This is a genomic window from Streptomyces sp. NPDC019890, assembly GCF_044903445.1.
GTDB lineage: Bacteria > Actinomycetota > Actinomycetes > Streptomycetales > Streptomycetaceae > Streptomyces.
The window spans coordinates 1-24,270 of the sequence record NZ_JBJDQK010000016.1; the positions used below are offsets into that span (position 1 = coordinate 1).

General features: G+C 69.7%; 14 protein-coding genes and 1 tRNA gene. 11 read left to right on the plus strand and 4 right to left on the minus strand.

Going from position 1 to position 24,270, the window contains the following annotated elements; translation table 11 throughout:
* Positions 1 to 263: 263 nt before the first annotated feature.
* Positions 264 to 336, plus strand: a tRNA-Thr gene (locus tag ACI2LP_RS30725).
* Positions 337 to 382: 46 nt separating this feature from the next.
* On the opposite strand, the gene ACI2LP_RS30730 is transcribed toward ACI2LP_RS30725, so the two are convergent.
* Positions 383 to 3,037 (minus strand): SpoIIE family protein phosphatase, encoded by a 2,655-nt coding sequence (locus ACI2LP_RS30730; RefSeq protein WP_404727801.1) that lies wholly within the window; start codon positions 3,035 to 3,037, stop codon positions 383 to 385.
* 268 nt (positions 3,038 to 3,305) lie between these two features.
* Between ACI2LP_RS30730 and ACI2LP_RS30735 the strand changes: the two genes are divergently transcribed.
* The 10 genes from ACI2LP_RS30735 to ACI2LP_RS30780 all read left to right on the plus strand — a co-directional run bounded on the left by ACI2LP_RS30735 (position 3,306) and on the right by ACI2LP_RS30780 (position 17,855).
* The gene (locus ACI2LP_RS30735; protein ID WP_404727802.1) at positions 3,306 to 8,786 is read left to right on the plus strand and encodes a HAMP domain-containing protein; all 5,481 of its coding nucleotides are present in this window, start codon (positions 3,306 to 3,308) and stop codon (positions 8,784 to 8,786) included.
* Between the two features lie 244 nt (positions 8,787 to 9,030).
* Positions 9,031 to 9,714, plus strand: coding sequence for a two-component system response regulator (locus tag ACI2LP_RS30740; protein WP_404727803.1), 684 nt, complete (start codon positions 9,031 to 9,033; stop codon positions 9,712 to 9,714).
* Between the two features lie 116 nt (positions 9,715 to 9,830).
* Positions 9,831 to 12,587 carry a DNA translocase FtsK gene (locus ACI2LP_RS30745; RefSeq protein ID WP_404727859.1) on the plus strand — a complete coding sequence of 919 codons (2,757 nt, stop codon included), beginning with the start codon at positions 9,831 to 9,833 and terminating at the stop codon, positions 12,585 to 12,587.
* Positions 12,588 to 12,776: 189 nt separating this feature from the next.
* Positions 12,777 to 13,619, plus strand: a complete 843-nt coding sequence (locus tag ACI2LP_RS30750) for a helix-turn-helix domain-containing protein (RefSeq protein WP_404727804.1) — start codon at positions 12,777 to 12,779, stop codon at positions 13,617 to 13,619.
* A gap of 72 nt (positions 13,620 to 13,691) precedes the next feature.
* Positions 13,692 to 15,146, plus strand: coding sequence for a 30S ribosomal protein S12 methylthiotransferase RimO (gene rimO, locus ACI2LP_RS30755; RefSeq protein WP_404727805.1), 1,455 nt, complete (start codon positions 13,692 to 13,694; stop codon positions 15,144 to 15,146).
* Complete coding sequence (gene pgsA, locus ACI2LP_RS30760; RefSeq protein WP_404727806.1) at positions 15,143 to 15,805, plus strand: CDP-diacylglycerol--glycerol-3-phosphate 3-phosphatidyltransferase; 663 nt, start codon at positions 15,143 to 15,145, stop codon at positions 15,803 to 15,805. Before rimO ends, pgsA begins: the two co-directional genes overlap by 4 nt.
* Positions 15,802 to 16,311 carry a CinA family protein gene (locus ACI2LP_RS30765; protein WP_404727807.1) on the plus strand — a complete coding sequence of 170 codons (510 nt, stop codon included), beginning with the start codon at positions 15,802 to 15,804 and terminating at the stop codon, positions 16,309 to 16,311. The genes pgsA and ACI2LP_RS30765 overlap by 4 nt, the downstream gene beginning before the upstream one ends.
* 109 nt (positions 16,312 to 16,420) lie before the next feature.
* On the plus strand, positions 16,421 to 16,804 hold the full coding sequence (locus ACI2LP_RS30770) for a helix-turn-helix domain-containing protein (protein ID WP_019889909.1): 384 nt from the start codon (positions 16,421 to 16,423) through the stop codon (positions 16,802 to 16,804).
* A 163-nt stretch (positions 16,805 to 16,967) separates the two neighbouring features.
* On the plus strand, positions 16,968 to 17,438 hold the full coding sequence (locus ACI2LP_RS30775) for a DNA starvation/stationary phase protection protein (RefSeq protein ID WP_360882346.1): 471 nt from the start codon (positions 16,968 to 16,970) through the stop codon (positions 17,436 to 17,438).
* A 108-nt stretch (positions 17,439 to 17,546) separates the two neighbouring features.
* Entirely contained in the window at positions 17,547 to 17,855 is a 309-nt protein-coding gene (locus ACI2LP_RS30780) for a hypothetical protein (RefSeq protein WP_404727808.1), read from the plus strand.
* Here the strand turns inward: ACI2LP_RS30780 and ACI2LP_RS30785 are convergent.
* The 3 genes from ACI2LP_RS30785 to ACI2LP_RS30795 form a co-directional block, all read right to left on the minus strand.
* On the minus strand, positions 17,803 to 18,567 hold the full coding sequence (locus ACI2LP_RS30785) for an SDR family NAD(P)-dependent oxidoreductase (RefSeq protein WP_404727809.1): 765 nt from the start codon (positions 18,565 to 18,567) through the stop codon (positions 17,803 to 17,805). The two genes, ACI2LP_RS30780 and ACI2LP_RS30785, sit on opposite strands and share 53 nt — an antisense overlap.
* A gap of 32 nt (positions 18,568 to 18,599) precedes the next feature.
* Positions 18,600 to 19,421, minus strand: coding sequence for an Fpg/Nei family DNA glycosylase (locus ACI2LP_RS30790; RefSeq protein WP_404727810.1), 822 nt, complete (start codon positions 19,419 to 19,421; stop codon positions 18,600 to 18,602).
* Positions 19,422 to 19,623: 202 nt separating this feature from the next.
* A complete protein-coding gene (locus ACI2LP_RS30795) occupies positions 19,624 to 24,258 on the minus strand; it encodes an ATP-dependent helicase (protein WP_404727811.1) in 4,635 nt (1,544 codons plus the stop codon).
* Positions 24,259 to 24,270 lie beyond the last annotated feature (12 nt).

Genomic DNA, 24,270 nt, shown 5'->3' on the forward strand with positions numbered 1-24,270 from the left:
AGGGGGGACCCTGTGGGAGAGTAGGACGCCGCCGAACAATTATTGTGGGGAAGCCCCGCACCTTCTGGTGCGGGGCTTTTCTGCGTTCCGGGGCCGACGTCAGCCTCCAAGTGGTTGCCGCCGGGGGCCGCTTGGGAGTGGTCCGATGGAAGCGGTCTGGTGGGCGGTCCGTTGGAAGCGGTCTGCGGGAAACGGTCGGAGGGGATGGTTCGAAACAGTCCCCTGTCCGGGGTATGATCTACCTCGTTGCCGCTGCGCAACAGGCCCCAATAGCTCAGTCGGTAGAGCGTCTCCATGGTAAGGAGAAGGTCTACGGTTCGATTCCGTATTGGGGCTCACCACGAAGAAGGCCCCCGCCAAGTGGCGGGGGCCTTCTTCGTGTTCAGGGCCTGTGGGGCTCGGGTACCCGCATCGCGAGGATCGCCATGTCGTCGGAGGCGGGTTCCGCGGCGAAACGCTCGACCGCGCGCAGGACGCGGGAGGCGACCGCACCCGCCGTGAGACCTGTGCAGGTGGTGAGGACGTCGATCAGGCCGTCGTCGCCCAGCATGCGGGTGCCCTCACGGCGTTCGGTGACGCCATCGGTCACGCAGAGAAGTACGTCGCCGGGGTCGAGGGTCACCATCTGCTCGTACAGCTCCAGGTCGTCCATGACGCCGAGGAGCGGTTGCGGCTCAGCCGCCGGTTCCACGCTGCCGTCCTGGCGCAGGCGCAGCGGGAGCGGGTGGCCGGCGCAGACGACCTTGAGGATCGCGCTGCCGTCCTCCTGTGGCCACAACTCGCCATAGAGGAGAGTGAGGAAGCGGCTGCGGGCTCCCTCGTCCAGGATGGCGGCATTCAGGCGCTCCAGGACCGCGGGGCCGCCGAAGCCCTCGCGGGCGAGCAGGCGCAGCGCGTGGCGGGCCAGGCCGGTGACGGCCGCGGCTTCGGGTCCCGTACCGCAGACGTCGCCGATGGCGAAGCCGTACGCACCGTCGCGGATCGGGAAGAGGTCGTAGAAGTCGCCGCCGACTTCATTGCCTTCGCCGGCCGCGCGGTAGATCACCTCGACCTCGACTCCCGGGATCTGGGGGAGTTCCGGCGGCAGCAGGCTGCGCTGGAGCGACTGGCTGATGGCCATGCGCTCCGAGTACAGCCGGGCGTTGTCGAGGGCGAGGGCCGCCCGGCGCGAGAGGTCTTCGGCGAGTTCGAGGATCTCTTGGCGGAAGTGGTCGTCGGAGGGCTTGCCGAGGGTCAGCATGCCGATGACGCGGTTGCGGGCGAACAGCGGCAGGACAACCGTCTCGCCGCCGACCGCGGCGGCCGTGGCGAGGGTGGCGCCGATGCCGGAGGAGACCGGTGGCGATGAGCCGAGACCGAGTTCGCGCCGGGAGGTGCGCAGGGCCGCCTTGTGGCCCGCCTCGGCGGGCGCGGTCCAGACGCGGGCGCCGGGTGTGGGTACCGGGTCGGGCGGGTCGATCTTGGAGAGAAGGGCCTTGAGGCCGTCGATTCTCTCCTCGTCCTCGTGAAGTACATAGCTGAGATACGGATCTGACGCCTGGTCGGCGATCGTGTAGACGGCGCACCAGGTGGCGAGGGTGGGGACCGTCATCTGGGCCATCAGGGCCAGGGTCTGGTCGCGGTCGAGTGTTCCGGCGAGCAGGTCGGAGGCCTCGACGAGGAAGGAGAGGGAACCGCGGCGCAGCCGTTCCAGTTCGCCGAGGCGGGCGGATTCGACGGCCAGGGCGATACGGTCGGCGGCGAACTGGAGGCGCAGGGCCTCCTCGTTGGAATAACGGCCCGCGGCCTCGGCGGCGACGCCGAGGGAGCCGGTGAGCCGTCCCTCGACCTTGAGCGGGACGGTGACGACCGAGCGCATGCCGGTGGAGTTGAGCAGCGGTACCGCGCCGGGGACGGCCGTGAGGTCCTCGTGGACGGCGGGCATCCGGGCGGAGCCGTAGCGGCCGCTGCCGGCTTCGACCGGGACGCGGGCGAAGCGCTGGCGGGCCGAGGGCAGGCCGGTGGTGGCCCGTACTTCCAACTCGGTCTCGTCGTCGGTGGCGAGGAGCAGGAAGGCGGCGTCGCCGTCGAGCATGTCGCGGGCGCGTTCGACGGTGCGCTGGAGAAGACCGTCGAGGTCGTCGGGGGCCGGCGAGCCGATGAAGACCTCGAAGGGGTCGACGGCGTGGCTTTCGGCGCCCGTCTCGGTCACGGGGGCGCGCTGCGGGGTCTGCAGGACCGCGCGTTCGTCGTCGCGTACGAGGAGGCAGACGGTGGAGGGTTCGCCGTGGGTGTCCCGTACCCGAAGGTGGGATGCGTACACGGGGATGACGCGGCCGTCGCTGCCGCGGATGCCGTAGCTGCCTTCCCAGCGGGAGAGTCGGAGCGCCTCGGCGATGCCGGTGCCGATGCCGGGTGTCTGCGGCCAGGCGGCGAAGTCGGTGAGGGGTTTGCCGATGACCTGCTCGGCGGCGTATCCGAAGAGGTGCTCGGCGTCCTCGTTCCAGACGGAGATCGAGCCGGTGCGGTCGATCTGGGCGACGGCGACACGTACACGCTCGTCGGCGACCGGGAGGAGTGCCGTGGGCAGGACGGGACCGGCGGAGCGGGTGCCGACCGGCCGCTGTGGGAGGTCGAGTTGGAACCACACCAGCTTGTGGGTGGGGGTGTAGTCGACACCCCAGCGGGAGGCGAGGGCGGCGCACAGGAGCAGTCCGCGTCCGTTCTCACGGTCGAGGTTGCCGAGTGAACGCCCGGTGCCCTGGATCGGGATCTCGCGCTCGGGGTAGCGGTCGGCGACTTCGACGCGTACACCGTCTTCGGTGCGCAGACACAGGACGTCGGCGGTGGTGCCCGCGTGGATGACGGCGTTGGTGACCAGCTCACTCGTGAGGACGACCGCGTCGTCGACGACATCGGAGTACCCCCACCCCTGGAGGGTGTCGCGGACAAAGGCGCGGGCGGTCGCCACGGACCGTCCGGCTGGGTCGAAGCTGGCAGCCGCCCGCGCGGTGATCACAGCACTCCTCGTACGCGTCTCGACGCCCGGCTCTGCCATGATGCGGCCTGCCCCTCCAGGTGCCCGGTGGTAGTACTCGTTCCACACCGCCCCCGCCGGGCGGACGGGGCGGTTGGACAGCCGGATGCCAGGTTACTTACCTTCGCTGTCCGAGTGGATGCCGGTCGAGGCTGTTTCCGTCCTCCGGAGGCGGGGACGCTATGCGAAGCTGCCGAACTGTTATGGCCTGGTTCGGCCATGGTGAAACACTGGGCAGGCTGTCCAGAGGCAGCTCGGGCAGTACGGTCAACCCTGCGGGAGGGACGCGGTGGAGTCTGGCGTGGCGGCGCGTGGCAACAGCACGCGCGCAAAAGGCGGACGGTCCCGGAGCAATGGGACAACCGAGGTGGATACGGCGGCCCTGAACAGGCTGCTGGCGGCCCTGGTGTCGATGCGTGACGGCAATTTCCGCCGACGTCTGACTGTGTCGGGCGATGGCGTGATGTCCGAGATTGCCGCCGTTTTCAACGAGGTGGCCGACCGTAATCTGCATCTGACGGGTGAGCTGGCGCGCGTACGCAGGATGGTAGGGCGCGAGGGGAAGCTGACGGAGCGGCTGGAGACGGGGGCCTGTGAGGGCTCCTGGGCGGCCGCCATCGACGCTTCCAACGCGCTGGTGGACGATCTGGCGCGGCCCGTGTCCGAGGTGGGGCGGGTGCTCTCGGCGGTTGCCGAGGGCGACCTGGAGCAGCGTATGGAGCTGCGCTCGCACGGCATGGACGGCACGGACGGGTCCGTACGGCCGCTGCGCGGCGAGTTCCTGAAGGTCGCGCGTACGGTCAACAACCTGGTCGACCAGCTGTCGGCGTTCACCGACGAGGTGACCCGGGTGGCGCTGGAGGTCGGTACCGAGGGCAAGCTCGGCGGTCAGGCCCAGGTGCGCGGTATGTCCGGTTCGTGGAAAGATCTCACGGATTCGGTGAACACGATGGCGTACCGGCTGACCGCTCAGGTACGTGACATTGCTCTCGTCACCACGGCGGTCGCCAAGGGCGATCTGTCGCGCAAGGTCACCGTCCATGTGGCCGGCGAGATGCTTCAGCTGAAGAACACCGTCAACACGATGGTCGACCAGCTGTCCTCCTTCTCCTCCGAGGTGACCCGGGTGGCGCGGGAGGTCGGCACCGAGGGCGAACTGGGCGGTCAGGCGACGGTGCCCGGTGTGGCCGGGGTGTGGAAGGACCTCACCGATTCGGTGAACACCATGGCCGGCAACCTGACCTCGCAGGTGCGCGGGATCGCCGAGGTGACGACGGCGGTCGCCAACGGTGATCTGTCGCAGAAGGTCACAGTGAGCGCGCGGGGCGAGGTGGCCCAACTCGCCGAGACCATCAACCAGATGACCGAGACGCTGCGTACGTTCGCGGACGAGGTCACCCGGGTGGCCAGCGAGGTCGGTGCCGAGGGGCTGCTCGGCGGTCAGGCGCAGGTGCCGGGAGCCGCCGGTACCTGGAAGGACCTCACGGACTCGGTCAACACGGTCTTCCGCAATCTGACCACCCAGGTGCGGGACATCGCCCAGGTGACGACGGCGGTGGCGAACGGTGATCTGTCGCAGAAGGTCACCGTCGATGTGGCCGGCGAGATGCTGGAGCTGAAGAACACTGTCAACACGATGGTGGACCAGCTGCAGTCGTTCGGTTCCGAGGTGACGCGGGTGGCCCGGGAGGTCGGTGTCGAGGGCCGGCTCGGCGGTCAGGCCGGGGTGCCGGGTGCGGCGGGTACGTGGAAGGACCTGACGGATTCGGTGAACACCGCGTTCCGCAACCTCACCGGCCAGGTGCGGGACATCGCCCAGGTGACGACGGCGGTGGCGAACGGTGATCTGTCGCAGAAGGTCACCGTCAATGTCGCGGGCGAGATGCTGGAGCTGAAGAACACCGTCAACACGATGGTGGCGCAGCTGTCCTCGTTCGCCGACCAGGTGACGCGGATGGCGCGTGACGTGGGCACGGAGGGCCGGCTCGGCGGCCAGGCGCGCGTCGACGGCGTCAGCGGTACCTGGAAGGAACTGACCGACTCCGTCAACTTCATGGCGGGAAACCTGACTTCGCAGGTGCGGCAGATTGCGCAGGTGACGACCGCGGTGGCCCGTGGTGACCTGTCGCAGAAGATCGATGTCGACGCCCGTGGTGAGATCCTGGAGCTGAAGAACACCATCAACACGATGGTCGACCAGCTCTCGGCCTTTGCCGAGCAGGTGACCAGGGTGGCGCGTGACGTGGGTACGGAGGGCCGGCTCGGCGGGCAGGCGCAGGTGCCCGGCGTCGCCGGTGTGTGGCGCGATCTGACCGACTCGGTGAACGGCATGGCCGAGAACCTCACCGGTCAGGTCCGTAACATCGCGCAGGTCGCAACGGCCGTGGCGCGCGGTGACCTGTCGCAGAAGATCGACGTGGATGCCCGTGGTGAGATCCTGGAGCTCAAGAACACCCTCAACACGATGGTGGACCAGCTCTCCAACTTCGCCGAGCAGGTCACCCGGGTGGCGCGTGAGGTGGGCACCGAGGGCATCCTCGGCGGCCAGGCGGAGGTGCAGGGCGTCTCCGGCACCTGGAAGGACCTCACCCAGTCCGTCAACTTCATGGCGAACAACCTGACGTCGCAGGTGCGCAATATCGCCGAGGTGACCACGGCGGTCGCCAAGGGCGACCTCTCCAAGAAGATCACCGTTGATGCCAAGGGCGAGATCCTCGAACTGGTGACGACGGTCAACACGATGGTCGACCAGCTGCTGGACTTCGCCGACGAGGTGACCAGGGTCGCCCGTGAGGTGGGTACGGAAGGTGTTCTGGGCGGCCAGGCGCGGGTGCGCGGTGTCACCGGCATTTGGAAGGACCTCAGCGACAACGTCAACCTGATGGCCAACAACCTCACCAATCAGGTGCGTAACATCGCCCGGGTCTCCGCGGCGGTCGCCAATGGCGATCTGACGAAGAAGGTGACGGTCGAGGCGCGCGGCGAGGTCGCCGAGCTGGCCGAGACCGTCAACACGATGGTGACGACGCTGTCCTCGTTCGCCGACGAGGTGACCCGGGTGGCCCGCGAGGTGGGCACCGAGGGTGAACTGGGCGGCCAGGCGCATGTGCCGGGCGTTTCCGGTACATGGAAGGACCTCACCGAGTCCGTGAACTCGATGGCCTCCAATCTGACCGGCCAGGTGCGTCAGATCGCCACGGTCACCACCGCCATCGCCAAGGGCGATCTCACCCGGAAGATCGACATTGATGCCCGGGGCGAGATCCTGGAGCTGAAGACCACCATCAACACGATGGTCGACCAGCTGTCCTCCTTCGCCGGGGAGGTCACCCGAGTGGCCCGCGAGGTGGGCACGGACGGGCAGTTGGGCGGTCAGGCCCGGGTGCGGGACGTCGACGGCACCTGGCGCGACCTGACCGAGTCGGTGAACGAGATGGCCGGGAACCTGACCCGGCAGGTGCGTGCCATCGCGGCCGTCGCCACCGCGGTGACCCGCGGCGATCTGAATCTCAAGATCGATGTCGACGCGGCCGGCGAGATCCAGGTCCTCCAGGACAACATCAACACCATGATCGCGAACCTTCGCGACACCACCCTGGCCAATGAGGAGCAGGACTGGCTCAAGGGCAACCTGGCCCGTATCTCAGGTCTGATGCAGGGCCGTCGCGACCTCGACGACGTGGCCTCGCTCATCATGAGCGAGCTCACGCCGGTCGTCTCGGCGCAGCACGGCGCCTTCTTCCTGGCGATGCCGACGGGAGGCGGCGCCGATGTGTCGGGGGGCGGGGAGCTGTCGTACGAGCTGTGCATGCGCGGCAGTTACGGCTACTCCGCAGGTCTGATGCCGACCTCCTTCCGGCCCGGCGAGACGCTGATCGGCACGGCGGCCGAGGAGAAGCGGACCATCCAGGTCAATGTGCCGCCGGGTTATCTGAAGATCTCCTCGGGGCTGGGCGAGGCCTCTCCGGCGTATGTGATCGTGCTGCCGGTGCTGTTCGAGGGGAAGGTCCTCGGCGTGATCGAGCTGGCGTCGTTCCAGCCCTTCACGCAGATCCAGCGGGACTTCCTGAACCAGATCGCCGAGATGATCGCGACGAGCGTCAACACCATCAGCGTCAATACGAAGACCGAGGTGCTGCTCAAGCAGTCGCAGGAGCTGACCGAGCAGCTGCGTGAGCGCTCGGCCGAGCTGGAGAACCGGCAGAAGGCGCTGCAGGCCTCCAACGCCGAACTGGAGGAGAAGGCCGAGCTGCTGGCGCAGCAGAACCGGGACATCGAGGTGAAGAACACCGAGATCGAGGAGGCCAGGCAGGTGCTCGAGGAGCGGGCCGAGCAGCTCGCGGTCTCGATGCGCTACAAGTCGGAGTTCCTGGCGAACATGTCGCACGAGCTGCGTACGCCGCTCAACTCCCTGCTGATCCTGGCCAAGTTGCTCGCGGACAACGCCGAGGGCAATCTCTCGCCGAAGCAGGTCGAGTTCGCCGAGACGATCCATGGTGCGGGTTCCGATCTGCTGCAGCTGATCAACGACATCCTCGATCTGTCGAAGGTCGAGGCGGGCAAGATGGACGTCAGCCCGACCCGTATCGCGCTGGTGCAGCTCGTCGACTATGTGGAGGCGACGTTCCGGCCGCTGACCGCGGAGAAGGGGCTCGACTTCTCCGTACGGGTGTCGCCGGAGCTGCCCGCGACGCTGCACACGGACGAGCAGCGGCTGCTGCAGGTGCTGCGCAACCTCCTGTCGAACGCGGTGAAGTTCACCGACAGCGGCGCGGTGGAGCTGGTGATCCGGCCTGCGAGCGCCGATGTGCCGCAGTCGATCCGCGAGCAGTTGCTCGAGGCGGGCTCGCTGCGGGACGCGGACGGCGACCTGATCGCCTTCTCCGTCACGGACACCGGCATCGGGATCGCGGCCGGCAAGATGCGGGTGATCTTCGAGGCGTTCAAGCAGGCCGACGGCACGACCAGCCGGAAATACGGTGGCACGGGCCTGGGCCTGTCCATCAGCCGGGAGATCGCGCGGCTGCTCGGCGGCGAGATCCACGCGGCGAGCGAACCGGGCCGCGGCTCGACGTTCACGCTCTACTTGCCCCTTCACCCGAGCGAACTGCCGCCGCAGGGCTACCCGCAGCTCGGCCCCGGCGCGGCCGATCCGCAGGGCGCGGCCGACGGCGGTGCGGAGGACGGGGTGCTGCAGGCGCAGCAGGAGTCTTCCGCGCCCCTGGACGCGCACGCCGCTCCGGCCGCGCTCTTCCGGCGCCGGCGCAAGGCGCTGAACTCCATGGAGCAGCGGCGCGCGCTGCCCGGCCAGAGCGGGCCGTCGGCGGGCGTGGAGCAGTGGGCAGGTGCGATCGGCAGCCAGGAGCTGCCCGAGCCGAGGCGGACCTTCACCTTCGACAGTGAGAAGGTGCTCATCGTCGACGACGACATCCGCAATGTCTTCGCGCTCACCAGCGTGCTGGAGCAGCACGGGCTGTCTGTGCTGTATGCGGAGAATGGCCGCGAGGGCATCGAAGTCCTGGAACAGCACGACGATGTGACGGTCGTACTGATGGACATCATGATGCCGGAAATGGACGGGTACGCGACGACGACCGCGATCCGCAGGATGCCGCAGTTCGCCGGTCTGCCGATCATCGCGCTGACTGCCAAGGCGATGAAGGGCGATCGCGAGAAGGCGATCGAGTCCGGAGCTTCCGACTATGTCACCAAGCCGGTGGATCCTGACCATTTGCTCTCAGTGATGGAGCAGTGGATGCGCGGGGAGTGACCAGCGCTTGTACGACTCTGTGCGGCTTGTTGACTGAGTGTGGCCGAAGGCGTGTGAGGCGGCGGTATTCGGGGAACCTTCTGGTCTCGCGCTACGTTTCTGCTACGTGCACAGTGACATCACGGTGACAGGGTGTGGCGACAGGCGGGGTGCGGCTACCATGACCGGCACAAGGACGGGCGACGCAAGGGAGTCGTCCCCTGGGGCGGCGCCCGGTGCACATCCGGGGCGAGGAGGGCGGGCCATGGTGCAGAAGGCCAAGATCCTCCTGGTCGATGACCGGCCGGAGAATCTGCTCGCGCTGGAGGCGATCCTCTCTGCGCTCGATCAGACACTGGTGCGGGCATCGTCCGGGGAGGAAGCGCTCAAAGCGCTGCTGACGGACGACTTCGCGGTCATTCTGCTGGATGTACAGATGCCAGGTATGGACGGATTCGAGACCGCCGCGCACATCAAGCGGCGGGAGCGGACCCGAGACATCCCGATCATCTTCCTCACCGCGATCAACCACGGCCCGCACCACACCTTCCGGGGTTATGCCGCGGGCGCCGTGGACTACATCTCCAAGCCGTTCGACCCGTGGGTGCTGCGCGCCAAGGTCTCGGTCTTCGTCGAGCTCTACATGAAGAACTGCCAACTGCGCGAGCAGGCCGCGTTGCTGCGGCTCCAGCTCGAGGGCGGCGGGCACACGAACGCGGGCGGCAGCAAGGAGCCCGCGGGGCTGCTCGCCGAGCTTTCGGCGCGGCTCGCGGCAGTTGAGGAGCAGGCCGAAGCGCTGTCCAAACAGCTCGACGACGACTCGGCGGACGCCGCCGCAGTCGCCACCGCGGCCCATCTCGAACGCAAACTGACCGGTTTGCGCCGGGCGCTCGACGCGCTGGAGCCCGGCACCGGCGGCGGTACGGCCGCGCTGCCCTCGCAGAATTGAACGGCCGCCCAGGGCTTGATGGAGCGTCAGCTTCCCGGCCCCCATCGGGGCGACACGAAGGGGTGAGGTAGTAGGCACACGTGTCCACTGCCGTCGACACCGGTAACCTCACCACCATGGCCTCACGTACGTCCGGCAAGAGTTCCCAGGGCGCGGCGGGCACCGCGAAGCCGCGGGCCGGCCGTACGACCGGTGCGAAGAAGGCGGCGCCCGCCAAGAAAGCCGCCGCCAAGAAGACCGCGCCCGCGAAGAAGGCACCCGCAAAGAAGGCGGCGGCCAAGAAGGCAGCGGTGCCCAAGCCCGCGCCCTCCCCGACAGGGGGCGTGTACCGCCTCGCGCGCGCCCTCTGGCTCGGCCTCGCACACGCCGTGGGCGCGCTGTTCCGCGGCATAGGGCGTGGCGCGAAAGGTCTTGACCCGGCGCACCGCAAGGACGGTCTGGCGCTGCTGCTGCTCGCTCTCGCGCTGATCATCGCCGCCGGCACCTGGTCCAGTCTGAGCGGGCCGGTCGGCGATCTCGTCGAGATGCTGGTGACCGGCGCCTTCGGCCGGCTCGATCTGCTGGTACCGATACTGCTGGTCGCCATCGCGGTACGGCTGATCCTGTATCCCGAGAAGCCCGAGGCCAACGGGCGGATCGTGATCGGTCTGTCCGCGCTGGTCGTCGGAGTGCTCGGACAGGTCCACATCGCCTGCGGCTCGCCGGGCCGCGACGCCGGCACGGAGGCGATGCAGGACGCGGGCGGGCTGATCGGCTGGGCCGCGTCCAAGCCGCTGATCCTCGCCATGGGCGAGGTGCTCGCCGTACCGCTGCTCGTGCTGCTCACCGTCTTCGGCCTGCTGGTGGTCACGGCGACGCCTGTCAACGCCATCCCGCAGCGGCTGCGGCTCCTCGGCTCCAAGCTGGGCCTCGTGGACCCCGCGCACGAGGCGGAGGAGGACGGCGAGGACGACCAGCGGTACGAGGAGCAGTGGCGCCAGGCCGTGCCCGGCCGCGCGCGCCGCTCGTCCGCGCGCCGGAGCGAAGTGCCGGAGGACTACGACCCGGACCACGCCGAGGAGGAGGCGCTGTCCAAGCGCCGGCGGCCGCGCAGGACCTCCGTGCAGCCCGCCATGGACCGCCCGATGGACGCCGTGGACGTGGCCGCGGCGGCGGCCGCGGCCCTGGACGGTGCCGTACTGAACGGGATGCCGCCGTCGCCGCTCGTCGCGGATCTCACCCGGGACGTCACCGCCGAGCGGCAGCGGGCCGCTACTCCCGTGCCGTCCGCGCGCGAGCCCGAAGAGTCCGAGCCGAAGGAGCGCGGGCCCAAGTCGCCCGTACCGGATCTGACCAAGTCCGCGCCCGACGACTCCCACCCCCTGCCACCACGCGCCGAGCAGCTGCAGCTCTCGGGAGACATCACCTACTCCCTGCCGTCCCTGGACCTGCTGGAGCGCGGCGGCCCCGGCAAGACCCGCAGTGCCGCCAATGACGCGGTCGTCGCCTCGCTCAGCAATGTCTTCATGGAGTTCAAGGTCGACGCGGCCGTCACCGGCTTCACCCGCGGTCCGACGGTCACGCGGTACGAGGTGGAGCTCGGCCCGGCCGTGAAGGTCGAGCGGATCACCGCGCTCACCAAGAACATCGCGTACGCCGTCGCCAGTCCCGACGTACGGATCATCTCGCCGATTCCCGGCAAGTCCGCGGTCGGCATCGAGATCCCGAACTCCGACCGCGAGATGGTCAACCTCGGCGATGTGCTGCGACTCGCGGACGCGGCGGGCGACGAGCATCCGATGCTGGTGGCGCTCGGCAAGGACGTCGAGGGCGGCTATGTCATGGCCAACCTCGCGAAGATGCCGCACGTCCTGGTCGCGGGTGCGACCGGCTCCGGAAAGTCCTCCTGCATCAACTGCCTGATCACCTCGGTGATGGTGCGGGCGACGCCGGAGGACGTACGGATGGTGCTCGTCGACCCCAAGCGGGTCGAGCTCACCGCTTACGAGGGCATCCCGCACCTGATCACGCCGATCATCACCAACCCCAAGCGGGCCGCCGAGGCGCTGCAGTGGGTGGTGCGCGAGATGGATCTGCGCTACGACGACCTCGCCGCGTACGGCTACCGCCATATCGACGACTTCAACCAGGCCATCAGGAACGGCAAGGTCAAGCCGCCGGAGGGCAGCGAACGCGAGCTGACGCCGTATCCGTATCTGCTGGTCATCGTGGACGAGCTGGCCGATCTGATGATGGTGGCGCCGCGTGACGTCGAGGACGCCATCGTCCGCATCACCCAGCTGGCGCGCGCCGCAGGCATCCATCTGGTACTGGCCACGCAGCGGCCCTCGGTCGACGTCGTCACCGGTCTGATCAAGGCGAATGTGCCCTCACGGCTCGCGTTCGCGACCTCCTCGCTCGCCGACAGCCGGGTCATCCTCGATCAGCCCGGCGCCGAGAAGCTGATCGGCAAGGGCGACGGCCTCTTTCTGCCGATGGGAGCGAACAAGCCGACCCGTATGCAGGGGGCCTTCGTGACCGAGGACGAGGTCGCGGCGGTCGTCCAGCACTGCAAGGATCAGATGGCCCCGGTCTTCCGGGACGACGTCGTCGTGGGCACCAAGCAGAAGAAGGAGATCGACGAGGACATCGGCGACGATCTCGATCTGTTGTGCCAAGCTGCTGAGCTGGTGGTATCCACTCAGTTCGGGTCGACGTCGATGCTTCAGCGGAAGTTGCGCGTGGGCTTCGCCAAGGCGGGCAGACTGATGGATCTGATGGAGTCGCGGAACATCGTCGGGCCGAGCGAGGGCTCCAAGGCGCGCGATGTTCTCGTGAAGCCTGATGAGCTGGATGGAGTGCTCGCCGTAATCCGCGGGGAGTCTCACTCGTAACTGTTCCGAGAGCAACCGTTTCCCTCAGTCGTACGTCAAGTTGGAGGGAGGGACAGCCAGATGTCCCATCATCAGGATGCCCGGCCATTCTGATGGCGTACAAACCGCCTCCGCCCGGTTGCCCCACCCTTTCGTACCACCCATAGACTGAACCTCCAGCAGGTGGCTACACGCTCGAAAGGCGCCCCCGTGTCCATCGGCAACTCCCCCGAAGACGACCGGCCTTCCATCGAAGACGACCAGCCTGCGATCGAAGACGACCGGCCTTCGATCGGTCGTGTGCTCCAGGAAGCACGTATCGCCGCAGGTCTGACCGTCGACGAGATCAGCTCTTCCACCCGGGTGCGCATCCCGATCGTGCAGGCGATCGAGCAGGACGACTTCACCCGCTGCGGCGGCGACGTCTACGCGCGCGGGCACATCCGCACGGTCGCGCGTGCCGTCGGTCTCGATCCCGATCCGCTCGTCGCGCAGTACGACGCGGAGCACGGCGGACGTCCTTCGCCGACGCCTGCCGCGCCGCTCTTCGAGGCCGAGCGCATCCGCCCCGAACCACGCCGGCCCAACTGGACCGCCGCCATGGTCGCCGCGATCGTCGCCGTGATCGGCTTCGTCGGCTTCACGCTCATCAACGGCGGGGACGACGGCGGCAAGGGCAACCATGTGGCGGAGGGCCCGGCGCCCCAGCAGAAGCCCAGCCCGACGAAGCCGACCAAGACCGCGGAACCGAAGCCGGACCCGTCGGACAGCGCGATTGCGGCGGTGCCGAAGGACAAGGTGACGGTCAAGCTCTCCGTCCTGGAGGACAAGAGCTGGATCTCCGCCAAATCGCACAACGGCAAGCTGCTCTTCGACGGCACGCTGCTCAAGGGCGAGTCCAAGACCTTCCAGGACGACGAGCGGGTCGATCTGATCCTCGGGAACGCCGGGGCGATCGAGCTGTATGTGAACGGCAAGAAGGTCGAAGACGAGTTCGAGACCGGCCAGGTCGAGCGACTGTCGTACACCAAGGGCGACCCCGAGGTCGGCTAGCCGGTCGAGCACGACGAGGGCCCAGAACCCTCGAGGCCAGGGCGTGGCTCAGGACAAAGTAGTCTTGAGCCCATGCCCGAACGCCGTACCGTCGCCCTTGTCACTCTTGGCTGCGCCCGTAACGAGGTGGACTCGGAGGAGCTCGCAGGCCGCTTGGCAGCGGACGGCTGGGAGCTCGTCGAGGAAGCCGCAGACGCGGATGTCGCTGTCGTCAACACCTGCGGATTCGTCGAGGCCGCCAAGAAGGACTCCGTCGACGCCCTGCTCGAAGCCAACGATCTGAAGGACCACGGCAGGACCCAGGCCGTGGTCGCCGTCGGCTGCATGGCCGAGCGGTACGGCAAGGAGCTCGCCGATGCACTGCCCGAAGCCGATGGCGTGCTCGGCTTCGACGACTACGCCGACATCTCCGACCGCCTGCAGACAATTCTGAACGGCGGCATCCATGCCTCGCACACCCCGCGGGACCGGCGCAAGCTGCTGCCGCTGAGCCCGGTCGAACGGCAGGAGGCGTCCGGTGTGGCGCTGCCCGGTCACGCGCAGGCTCCCGAAGACCTTCCGGAGGGCGTCGCTCCCGCGTCCGGGCCGCGCGCCCCGCTGCGTCGGCGCCTCGACACCAGCCCCGTCGCCTCGGTGAAGCTCGCCTCCGGCTGCGACCGGCGCTGCTCCTTCTGCGCCATCCCGTCCTTCCGCGGCTCGTTCATCTCGCGGCGGCCGAGCGATGTCCTCGGCGAGACGCGCTGGCTGGCCGAGCAGGGCGTCAAGGAGATCATGCTGGTCTCCGAGAACAACACGTCCTACGGCAAGGACCTCGGCGACATCCGCCTCCTGGAGGCCCTGCTGCCCGAGCTGGCGGAGGTCGACGGCATCGAGCGGGTCCGGGTCAGCTACCTCCAGCCCGCCGAGATGAGGCCCGGGCTGATCGAGGTCCTCACCTCGACGCCGAAGGTCGCTCCGTACTTCGACCTGTCCTTCCAGCACTCGGCGCCGGACGTGCTGCGCGCGATGCGCCGCTTCGGCGACACCGAGCGGTTCCTGGAGCTGCTGGAGACCATCCGCGGCAAGGCCCCGCAGGCGGGCGTGCGGTCCAACTTCATCGTCGGCTTCCCCGGCGAGAGTGAAGCGGACTTCGCCGAGCTGGAAAAGTTCCTCACCGGGGCGCGCCTCGACGCCATCGGCGTCTTCGGCTACTCCGACGAGGACGGCACCGAGGCCGTCTCGTACGAGAACAAGCTCGACGCCGACGTCATCGCCGAGCGCCTCGAGTACCTGTCGCGCCTGGCCGACGAGCTCACCGCGCAGCGCGCCGAGGAGCGGCTGGGCGAGACCCTCGAGGTCCTGGTCGAGTCGGTGGACGGCGAGGACGGTGCGGTGGGCCGCGCGGCACACCAGGCGCCCGAGACCGACGGCCAGGTCGTCTTCACCACGGGCGAGGGGCTTGTGCCCGGTCGTATCGTCGTGGCGAAGGCCGTGGGTACCGAAGGTGTCGACCTGGTGGCCGAGTGTCTTGAGGGGGCGGGCAGATGACCGGAGTGCCGGCATCCGCGAGGGGCGGCACCGGCAGGCCCGCGCCCGGTGGCAAGCTGGGCGCTGCGGCCGTCAATCAGGCCAGCCTCTGGAACATCGCCAACATCCTCACCATGGTGCGGCTCGTACTCGTGCCCGCCTTCGTCCTGCTGATGCTGCAGGACGGCGGGTACGACCCGGCCTGGCGGGCCTGGGCGTGGGCAGCCTTCGCCGTCGCCATGATCACGGATGTCTTCGACGGCCATCTGGCGCGTACGTACAACCTGGTCACCGACTTCGGGAAGATCGCCGACCCGATCGCGGACAAGGCGATCATGGCCGCCGGGCTGATCTGTCTGTCGGCGCTCGGGGACCTGCCGTGGTGGGTGACCGGCGTCATCCTCTTCCGCGAGCTGGGGATCACGCTGATGCGGTTCTGGGTGATACGGCACGGAGTGATTCCAGCCAGTCGTGGCGGCAAGATGAAGACCCTCGCGCAGGGCACGGCGGTCGGGATGTATGTCCTCGCGCTGACCGGGGCGCTGGCCACTTTGCGCTTCTGGGTGATGGCGCTCGCCGTCGTGCTGACGGTGATCACCGGCCTCGACTATGTGCGGCAGGCGATTGTGCTGAGGCGCAGGGGACTGGCCGCCGAGCGGGCCGCGGCGGGGCAGCAGTGAACACGGCGGCTCGGGTGCTGGCGCTGCTTGCGGAGCGTGGCGAGACGCTGGCCGTCGCCGAGTCGCTGACCGGCGGTCTGGTGGCCGCGGAGCTCACCGCGGTACCCGGGGCCTCAAAATCCTTCCGCGGCTCTGTCACGGCGTACGCAACCACTCTGAAGAGGGATGTTCTCGGCGTCGACGAAACCCTCCTGGCGGAGCGTGGCGCGGTGGATCCCGAGGTCGCCCTGCAGATGGCGGCCGGTGTGCGTGAGGCGCTCGCGGCCCGTTGGGGCATCGCGACGACGGGGGTGGCGGGGCCGGAGGCGCAGGACGGGCAGCCGGTCGGGACGGTCTATGTGGCCGTCGCGGGGCCGGACGGGGCACAGAAAGTTGCCGCTCTGCGGTTGAACGGTGACCGGGCGGAAATCCGTAGAGAGAGTGTACGGAGCGTACTCGAGCTGCTCTCCGGCGAACTGCACGAAAATGCGCGGACACAGGATACGGAACAGAACGGGGGGACTTGATGTTTGCAGCCCTGAGTGAACACGACATCGCTCCCCGCACGGCCGCGGCACGAGGCGGTACGGTGGGGCGTGAAGGATGCGGCTACGCGGTCCGAGGAGGGAGCCACCGATGATTCTGCTCCGTCGCCTGCTGGGTGACGTGCTGCGTCGGCAGCGCCAGCGCCAGGGCCGTACTCTGCGCGAAGTCTCCTCGTCCGCCCGAGTTTCGCTCGGCTATCTCTCCGAGGTGGAACGGGGGCAGAAGGAGGCTTCCTCCGAGCTGCTCTCCGCGATCTGCGACGCGCTTGACGTACGGATGTCCGAGCTCATGCGGGAAGTGAGCGACGAGCTGTCGCTGGCCGAGTTGGCCGAGTCGGCAGCGGCGAGCGAGCCGGTGCCTGCGCCAGTACGCCCGATGCTCAATTCCGTCTCCGTGACGTCGGTGGCGGGTGTGCCGACGGAGCGGGTGACCATCAAGGCGCCGGCGGAGGCGGTCGACGTCGTCGCCGCCTGATCCGTACGGCTCTGTACGGCCTGGTTCATGGCTGAGCCCCGGTCACTGCCCCTGTGGGCGGTGGACCGGGGTTTTTGCTTTCCCCGGATGCCCGTTTTGTGGCGGTTGTGCCATCGTGGGCGGTAGTAGTGGGCACTAGCTGCGAACCGAGTGGAGGACATCGATGTCTGTCGTGAAGAGCCCCCTGTCCGAGGCGGACCTCAAGACGGTCGGCGATGCGCTGCGGGGCGCGCTCGTGGATCTGGTGGATCTCTCGCTGGTGGCCAAGCAGGTCCACTGGAATGTCGTCGGGCCACGCTTCCGGTCCGTCCATCTGCAGCTCGACGAGGTCGTGGACACCGCGCGGATGCACTCCGACACGGTGGCCGAGCGTGCGTCCGCGATCGGCGTGACGCCGGACGGGCGGGCCGCCACGGTGGCGAAGCAGAGCGCGATCGGCCCGGTGCCCGAGGGCTGGGTCAAGGACGGGGACGCCGTACAGACGCTGGTGGACGCGCTGGGGGCGGTGGTCGGGCGGATGCGGGAGCGGATCGTGGCGACCGCCGATCCGGATCCGGTGAGCCAGGACATCCTCATCGGGCTCACGGCGGACCTGGAGAAGCATGCCTGGATGTTCCAGGCGGAGAGCCAGTAGGGGACGGCCGGCCGTCAGGTTGCCGGCACTGTGCGCGCCGGGTCTGCATCCGGTGCGCCCTCCCGGTGGGTGAATGCGCCGGTCTAGCGTGGGCCGGAGGAGGCAGCCATGGCAGTACGCGGGGTCGGCATCGTGCCGGTCGTCGCCCTCGGGCTGCCGGCCGGTGTGCTGTGGTGGTGGGCAGTGCTGCGGCTGCTGTTCGTGACGGAGCACGCGGGACTGGTGGAGGGGGCGGTGGTGGCAGGCGGGTGGGGGCTCAGCCTGCTGCCGGTGCATGTGACCGCGTCGCGGGGGAAGGGCGCGGTCGCTGGGGTTGGGGTCACCGGGACAGGGGTCGCCGGTGACGGGGTCACCAGGACCGGGACTACCAGGGCATGGCGACGCCGCCGTTCGGGCGGAGGATCTGGCCCGTCGTGAAGGCGGAGGCGTCGGACGCCAGATGAAGGACCGTATGGGCGATGTCCTCCGGATCGCCCACCCGGCGGAGCGGGGAGAGCCGGGCCATCGTGGCCTCGGCCTGGCGCTGGAGCGCCGCGTCATGGCGGTCCGTCATGGGGGTTCTGATCCAGCCCGGGGCGACGGCGTTGACACGGATGGAGTGCGGTCCGAGTTCAGTGGCGAGGGTCTTGGTGAGCTGGACGACTGCCGCCTTGGCTGCGCTGTAGCAGAGCAGCCCCGCGCTCGCGGCGTCCACGGCGCCGGATGCCATGGTGACGATGGAACCGGGGGTGCCCCCGGCGATCATGGCGCGGGCCGACTCCTGGCAGGCGTACAGAATCCCCTTGAAGTTGACCGCGAGGACACGGTCCAGGTCCTCGTCCCTCGTCTCCAGGACGGAGCTGCTGTGCATGATTCCTGCGACGGCGGCCAGGATGTCGAGCCGGCCGACGTTCTGGATCGCGGCCTTGAGCCGGGTGCGGTCGGTGACGTCGAGCGGGTGGGTGTGGGCCGTGCCGCCCGTGTCGGCGATCAGGGTGCGGGTCTCGTCGAGGCCCTTCTCGTCGACGTCGGCGCAGTGGACGGTGGCTCCCGCCTCGGCGAGCAGGCGCGCGGAGGCGCGGCCTATGCCGCTGGCCGCCCCGGTGATGAACGCGGTGCGGCCGGTGAGGTCGTACGCCGTGAGGGGCATGCCGGGACGGTACGACTGGATCTGACGGGTCGTCAACTGGTGGGCCCGGATTGGCAGCCCGGGCACCAGTAGGTGGGGCGCTCGCGGCTGCCGTCGCCCTGGTCGCCCTTGCGGATCGGGGTGCCGCAGCGCAGACAGGGCATGCCCTCGCGGCCGTAGACATGGAGGCGGGAACCGGGGCGGCGGCTGCCGGTCGGGGCCGCCGTGCTTGCCGTGGTGCGGCGGTCGAAGCTGTTCTTGTTCGCCTCCAGGAGACGGTGAGCTGTGATCACGAGCCGCTCGGTGATGCCGGCGGGGAGCTCGCCGACGGGCAGCCAGGGCGTCACGCGGGCCAGGAACGCGAGCTCCGACTTGTAGACATTGCCGATACCGGCGAGATTGCGCTGGTCGAGCAGTGCCTCGCCGAGGGGCCGGGCAGGGTCCGCGAGCAGATGGGCGACGGCGATGTCCGCGTCCCAGTCCGGGCCCAGCAGGTCCGGGCCGAGATGACCCACCGCCTGCTCCTCGTCGGCGGTGCGCAGCAGTTCCAGGACGGGCAGGCGGTACCCGACCGCGGTGTGGGCCTCGTTGCCGAGGATCGCCCGGATCTGGTGCGTGGGGCCGCCGCGCCAGCGCTCACCGGAGCCGTACACCTGCCAGGAGCCGTCCATCCGCAGATGCGAGTGGAGGGTGAGGCCGCCCTCGATGCGGGTGAGCAGATGCTTGCCGCGCGGGGTGACGTCCAGGACGGTCCGGCCGGTGAGATCGGCGGTGGCGAAGCGCGGGACGCGCAGGTCGGACCGGGTGAGGACCTGCCCGGCGAGGGCGCGGTGCAGGCGCTGGGCGGTCAGCCAGACGGTGTCTCCTTCGGGCATGGCATCCATGATGCGGGGTGCGGTGCGTAATTCGGCCCGTGCGGCGTTTGAGGACGTGCGGCCGGAGGTCGCATACGGGGGTCTGGGGCGAAGCCCCCCGCGCGGCGGAGCCGCAAAGTGTCACAGCGGGAAGGGGGCTGCGTCCGATTTTGCGGCTCCGCCGCGTGGTCCCGCCGCTAGGCGCAGCCCGCACCCTGCCCCCTCAAGGCCGCAGCCGCAGGCCCCTGGGTGTGGCGTGGAAGCCCGCTGTCTCCAGCACACGGCCCAGTGGGGAGGTCAGGGCCGGTATGCCGTTGATCCGCTCGACGGTGACCGTACCGAGCGCGCCCGCGCGGGCCGCTCGGGCCAGCGCCCCGGCCGCCGCGTGGAGCGCGGCGGAATCCGGGTCGGTCGCCCAGGCCAGCAGGGTCTTGCCGCCGCGCTCCATGTACAGGGTGAGCTCACCGTCGACCAGGACGACCAGGGAACCCGCCTTCCGGCCCGGCTTGTGCCCGGCCCCCGTCGGTGGCTCCGGCCAGGGCAGCGCGGCGCCGTAGGCATTGGCGGGGTCGGCGGCGGCCAGCACCACGGCTTGCGGCGCCGTCTGCACTTCGGCCCGCTCCCGGGCGGTGGCCGCCGCGCGGAGCCGGTCGACCGCACCGTCCATCGCGAACTGGGCCGCCCCAAGCCCCTCCACGACATAGCCGCGCCGTGCCTGACCGCTGTCCTCGAAGGCGGAGAGGATGCGATACGTGGCGGAGAATCCGCCCTCCACACCCTCGGCTGCCACCGCACCGCGGGTCACCACGCCATGGCGGTCGAGCAGGGTGCGGGCAATGGCGTGGGCGCGGTGGGTCGGATCGGGCTCGGTGGCCGGGAGCAGGGACCAGCGGCCGCTCACCGTCGGCGGACCCGTACGCGAGGCGGGGCGGGCCGCCGCCGCCAGGCTGCCGTACCGCCCGCGCGGCACTGTCCGTCTGGCGCGATGAGCCGTCGACCCGGCGGTGCGGCCCGAGCCGAGCAGCGAACGGAGCGGCGACAGGGTGTCATTGGTCAGCCGCCCCGACCAGGCCAGGTCCCAGATGACGTCGGCGAGTTGGGGATCGGTGGCGTCCGGGTGGGTGGTGGCCCGGACCTGGTCGGCGATCTGGCGGAAGAACAGACCGTAGCCGGGGGAGAGGGCGTTGAGCACCGACTCGTGGAGCGCGGTGAGCTCCAGCGGATGCGGCTGGGGCAGCAGGAGCGGGGCGGCGTCGGCGAGATAGAGGGAGATCCAGCCGTCCTTGCCGGGCAGCGAGCCCGCTCCGGCCCAGACGACCTCGCCCGTCGTGGTGAGCTCGTCGAGCATCCCCGGGGCGTACCCGGACACCCGGGACGGCAGGATCAGCTTCTCCAGGGCGGAGGCGGGCACCGCGGCTCCCTGGAGCTGCTCCACCGCGCGGGCAAGTCCGTCGATGCCACGCAGGCTGTTGCTGCCCAGGTGCTGCCACTGCGGGAGGAAGCTGGCCAGGGCGGCCGGCGGGACGGGCTCCAGCTCCTGGCGCAGGGCGGCCAGCGAGCGTCGCCGCAGCCGCCGCAGCACGGTCGCGTCGCACCACTCCTGGCCGATGCCGGACGGGTGGAACTCGCCCTGTACGACTCGCCCGTTCGCCGCGAGGCGCTGAAGGGCGCCCTCCGTGACGGCCACACCGAGGCCGAAGCGGGCCGCGGCCTGGGTCGAGGTGAACGGCCCGTGCGTACGCGCGAATCGGGCGAGCAGGTCCCCGAGCGGGTCCTTGACCGGCTCGGTGAACGCCTCCGGAACGCCCACCGGAAGCGCCGTGCCCAGGGCGTCGCGCAGCCTGCCCGCGTCCTCGATCGCCGCCCAGTGGTCCGCGCCCGCGAGCCGGACCCGGATGGCCCGGCGCGATGCGGCCAGATCCCGAGCCCACTGCGGATCGCCACCGCGCTCGGTCAACTCGGCGTCGGTCAGCGGGCCGAGGACCCGCAGCACGTCGGCGACGCCCTCACTGTCCTTGATCCGGCGGTCCTCGGTGAGCCACTGGAGCTCGCTCTCCAGCTCGGCCAGCACCTCCACATCCAGCAGCTCGCGCAGCTCGGCCTGACCGAGCAGTTCGGCGAGCAGCCGCGAGTCCAGCGAGAGGGCGGCGGCGCGCCGCTCGGCGAGCGGCGAGTCCCCCTCGTACAGGAACTGCGCGACATAGCCGAACAGCAGCGAACGGGCGAAGGGCGAGGGCTCGGGTGTGGTGACCTCGACCATCCGGACCCGGCGGGACTCGATGTCGCCCATCAGCTCGGTCAGTCCCGGCACGTCGAAGACGTCCTGGAGGCATTCGCGGACCGCTTCGAGGACGATCGGGAAGGACCCGAACTCGCTCGCCACCTGGAGCAGTTGGGCAGCGCGCTGACGCTGCTGCCACAGCGGGGTGCGCTTGCCCGGACTGCGCCGGGGCAGCAGCAGCGCACGCGCCGCGCACTCACGGAACCGGGAGGCGAACAGCGCGGAGCCGCCCACCTGGTCGGTGACGATCTGATCGATCTCGCCCTTGTCGAAGACGGCGTCCGCCGCGCCGACCGGGGCCTGCTCGCTGTCGTACGTCGTATCCAGGTGGACCGGGTCCTGATCGAGCAGGTCCAGGCTCATCAGATCCGCGTCGGGCAGCCGCAGCACAATGCCGTCGTCGGCGTGCATGACCTGCGTGTCCATGCCGTACCGTTCGGCGAGGCGGGCGCCAAGTGCCAGCGCCCAGGGGGCGTGCACCTGGGCGCCGAACGGGGAGTGGATCACCACCCGCCAGTCGCCCAGCTCGTCGCGGAAACGCTCCACCAGGATCGTCCGGTCGTCCGGGACATGGCCACAGGCACGGCGCTGCTCGTCGAGATAGGCGAGGACATTGTCGGCGGCCCATGCGTCCAGACCGGCGGCCAGCAGTCGCAGCCGGGCGTCCTCTTCAGACAGCGCGCCGACCTCCCGCAGGAACGCGCCCACCGCACGGCCCAGTTCGAGCGGGCGGCCCAGCTGGTCGCCCTTCCAGAACGGCAGCCGGCCCGGCACGCCGGGGGCGGGCGAGACCAGCACCCGGTCGCGCGTGATGTCCTCGATACGCCATGAGGTGGTGCCCAGGGTGAAGACATCGCCCACCCTCGACTCGTACACCATCTCCTCGTCGAGCTCACCGACCCGGCCGCCGCCCTTCTTGGGGTCGGCACCCGCCAGGAAGACGCCGAACAGACCGCGGTCCGGAATCGTGCCGCCGGAGGTGACCGCGAGCCGCTGCGCGCCCGGCCGGCCCGTGACCGTCCCCGCGACTCGATCCCACACCACGCGCGGGCGCAGCTCGGCGAATGCGTCGGAGGGATAGCGCCCGGCGAGCATGTCGAGGACGGCGGTGAAGGCCGACTCGGGGAGCGAGGCAAAGGGTGCGGCGCGGCGCGCCAGCGCCAGCAGGTCGTCGAACTGCCAGGTGTCCAGGGCGACCATCGCGACCAGCTGCTGCGCCAGCACATCCAGCGGGTTGGACGGGACGCGCAGCGCTTCAATGGAGCCGCTGCGCATCCGCTCAGTCACCACGGCCGCCTGCACCAGATCGCCGCGGTACTTGGGGAACACCACGCCCGTGGAGATCGCGCCCACCTGGTGGCCCGCGCGGCCCACGCGCTGGAGGCCGGAAGCGACGGACGGCGGCGACTCGACCTGGACCACCAGGTCCACCGCACCCATGTCGATGCCGAGCTCCAGGCTGGAGGTGGCGACCACCGCGGGCAGCCGGCCCGCCTTGAGGTCCTCCTCGACCAGGGCGCGCTGTTCCTTGGAGACCGAGCCGTGGTGCGCGCGGGCGAGCAGCGGCGGTGCGCCCTGCGCGGCCCCGGACTGCGCCATGATCTCGGCCGGCGGTGCCCCTTCGGGCATCGCCTCACCCGTGGCGCGCTCGTACGCGATCTCGTTGAGGCGATTGCACAACCGCTCAGCCAGTCGACGGGAGTTGGCGAAGACGATCGTCGAGCGGTGCGCCTGGACGAGATCGGCGATCCTCTCCTCGACGTGCGGCCAGATCGAGGGCTTCTCCGCGCTGCCGTCGGGCGAGGACGAGGCGTCCGAGGCGGGGGAGCCGCCCAGCTCTCCCAGATCCTCGACCGGCACGACCACCGACAGGTCGAACTCCTTGCCCGAGGGCGGCTGGACGATCTCCACCTTGCGCTGCGGCGAGAGATAGCGCGCCACCTCGTCCACCGGCCGCACCGTCGCCGACAGACCGATCCGCCGGGCCGGGCGCGGCAGCAGCTCGTCGAGCCGCTCCAGCGACACGGCGAGATGCGCGCCCCTCTTCGTCCCGGCGACCGCGTGGACCTCGTCGAGGATCACCGTCTCGATGCCCGTGAGCGCATCCCGCGCCGATGAGGTCAGCATCAGGAACAGCGACTCGGGCGTCGTGATCAGGATGTCCGGCGGCTTGGTTGCGATCGACCGCCGCTCGGCGGCCGGGGTGTCGCCGGAGCGGATACCGACCCGCACCTTCGGCTCGGGCAGCCCCAGCCGCACGGACTCGTGCCGGATCCCGGTGAGCGGGCTGCGGAGATTGCGCTCCACATCGACCGCGAGGGCTTTGAGCGGAGACACATAGAGCACACGGCAGCGCTTCTTCGGGTCCGCGGGCGGAGGCGCGGAGGCGAGCTGGTCCAGCGCGGCCAGAAAGGCGGCCAGCGTCTTGCCGGAGCCGGTCGGGGCGACGACCAGCACGTCCGAGCCCTCCTCGATGGCCCGCCAGGCCCCCTCCTGCGCGGCGGTGGGCGCGCTGAAGGCTCCCGTGAACCAGCTCCGGGTCGCGGGAGAGAAGGAGTCGAGTGCAGTCCTGGCCATGCCCCCCATCGT

What these genes read in the sequence shown, in the direction of transcription:
- ACI2LP_RS30730 (WP_404727801.1), bottom strand. Translation starts at nt 3,037, where the DNA reads ATGGCAGAGCCGGGCGTCGAGACGCGTACGAGGAGTGCTGTGATCACC.
- ACI2LP_RS30740 (WP_404727803.1), top strand. Translation starts at nt 9,031, where the DNA reads ATGGTGCAGAAGGCCAAGATCCTCCTGGTCGATGACCGGCCGGAGAAT.
- ACI2LP_RS30745 (WP_404727859.1), top strand. Translation starts at nt 9,831, where the DNA reads ATGGCCTCACGTACGTCCGGCAAGAGTTCCCAGGGCGCGGCGGGCACC.
- rimO (WP_404727805.1), top strand. Translation starts at nt 13,692, where the DNA reads ATGCCCGAACGCCGTACCGTCGCCCTTGTCACTCTTGGCTGCGCCCGT.
- pgsA (WP_404727806.1), top strand. Translation starts at nt 15,143, where the DNA reads ATGACCGGAGTGCCGGCATCCGCGAGGGGCGGCACCGGCAGGCCCGCG.
- ACI2LP_RS30770 (WP_019889909.1), top strand. Translation starts at nt 16,421, where the DNA reads ATGATTCTGCTCCGTCGCCTGCTGGGTGACGTGCTGCGTCGGCAGCGC.
- ACI2LP_RS30775 (WP_360882346.1), top strand. Translation starts at nt 16,968, where the DNA reads ATGTCTGTCGTGAAGAGCCCCCTGTCCGAGGCGGACCTCAAGACGGTC.
- ACI2LP_RS30780 (WP_404727808.1), top strand. Translation starts at nt 17,547, where the DNA reads ATGGCAGTACGCGGGGTCGGCATCGTGCCGGTCGTCGCCCTCGGGCTG.
- ACI2LP_RS30785 (WP_404727809.1), bottom strand. Translation starts at nt 18,567, where the DNA reads ATGCCCCTCACGGCGTACGACCTCACCGGCCGCACCGCGTTCATCACC.
- ACI2LP_RS30790 (WP_404727810.1), bottom strand. Translation starts at nt 19,421, where the DNA reads ATGCCCGAAGGAGACACCGTCTGGCTGACCGCCCAGCGCCTGCACCGC.
- ACI2LP_RS30795 (WP_404727811.1), bottom strand. Translation starts at nt 24,258, where the DNA reads ATGGCCAGGACTGCACTCGACTCCTTCTCTCCCGCGACCCGGAGCTGG.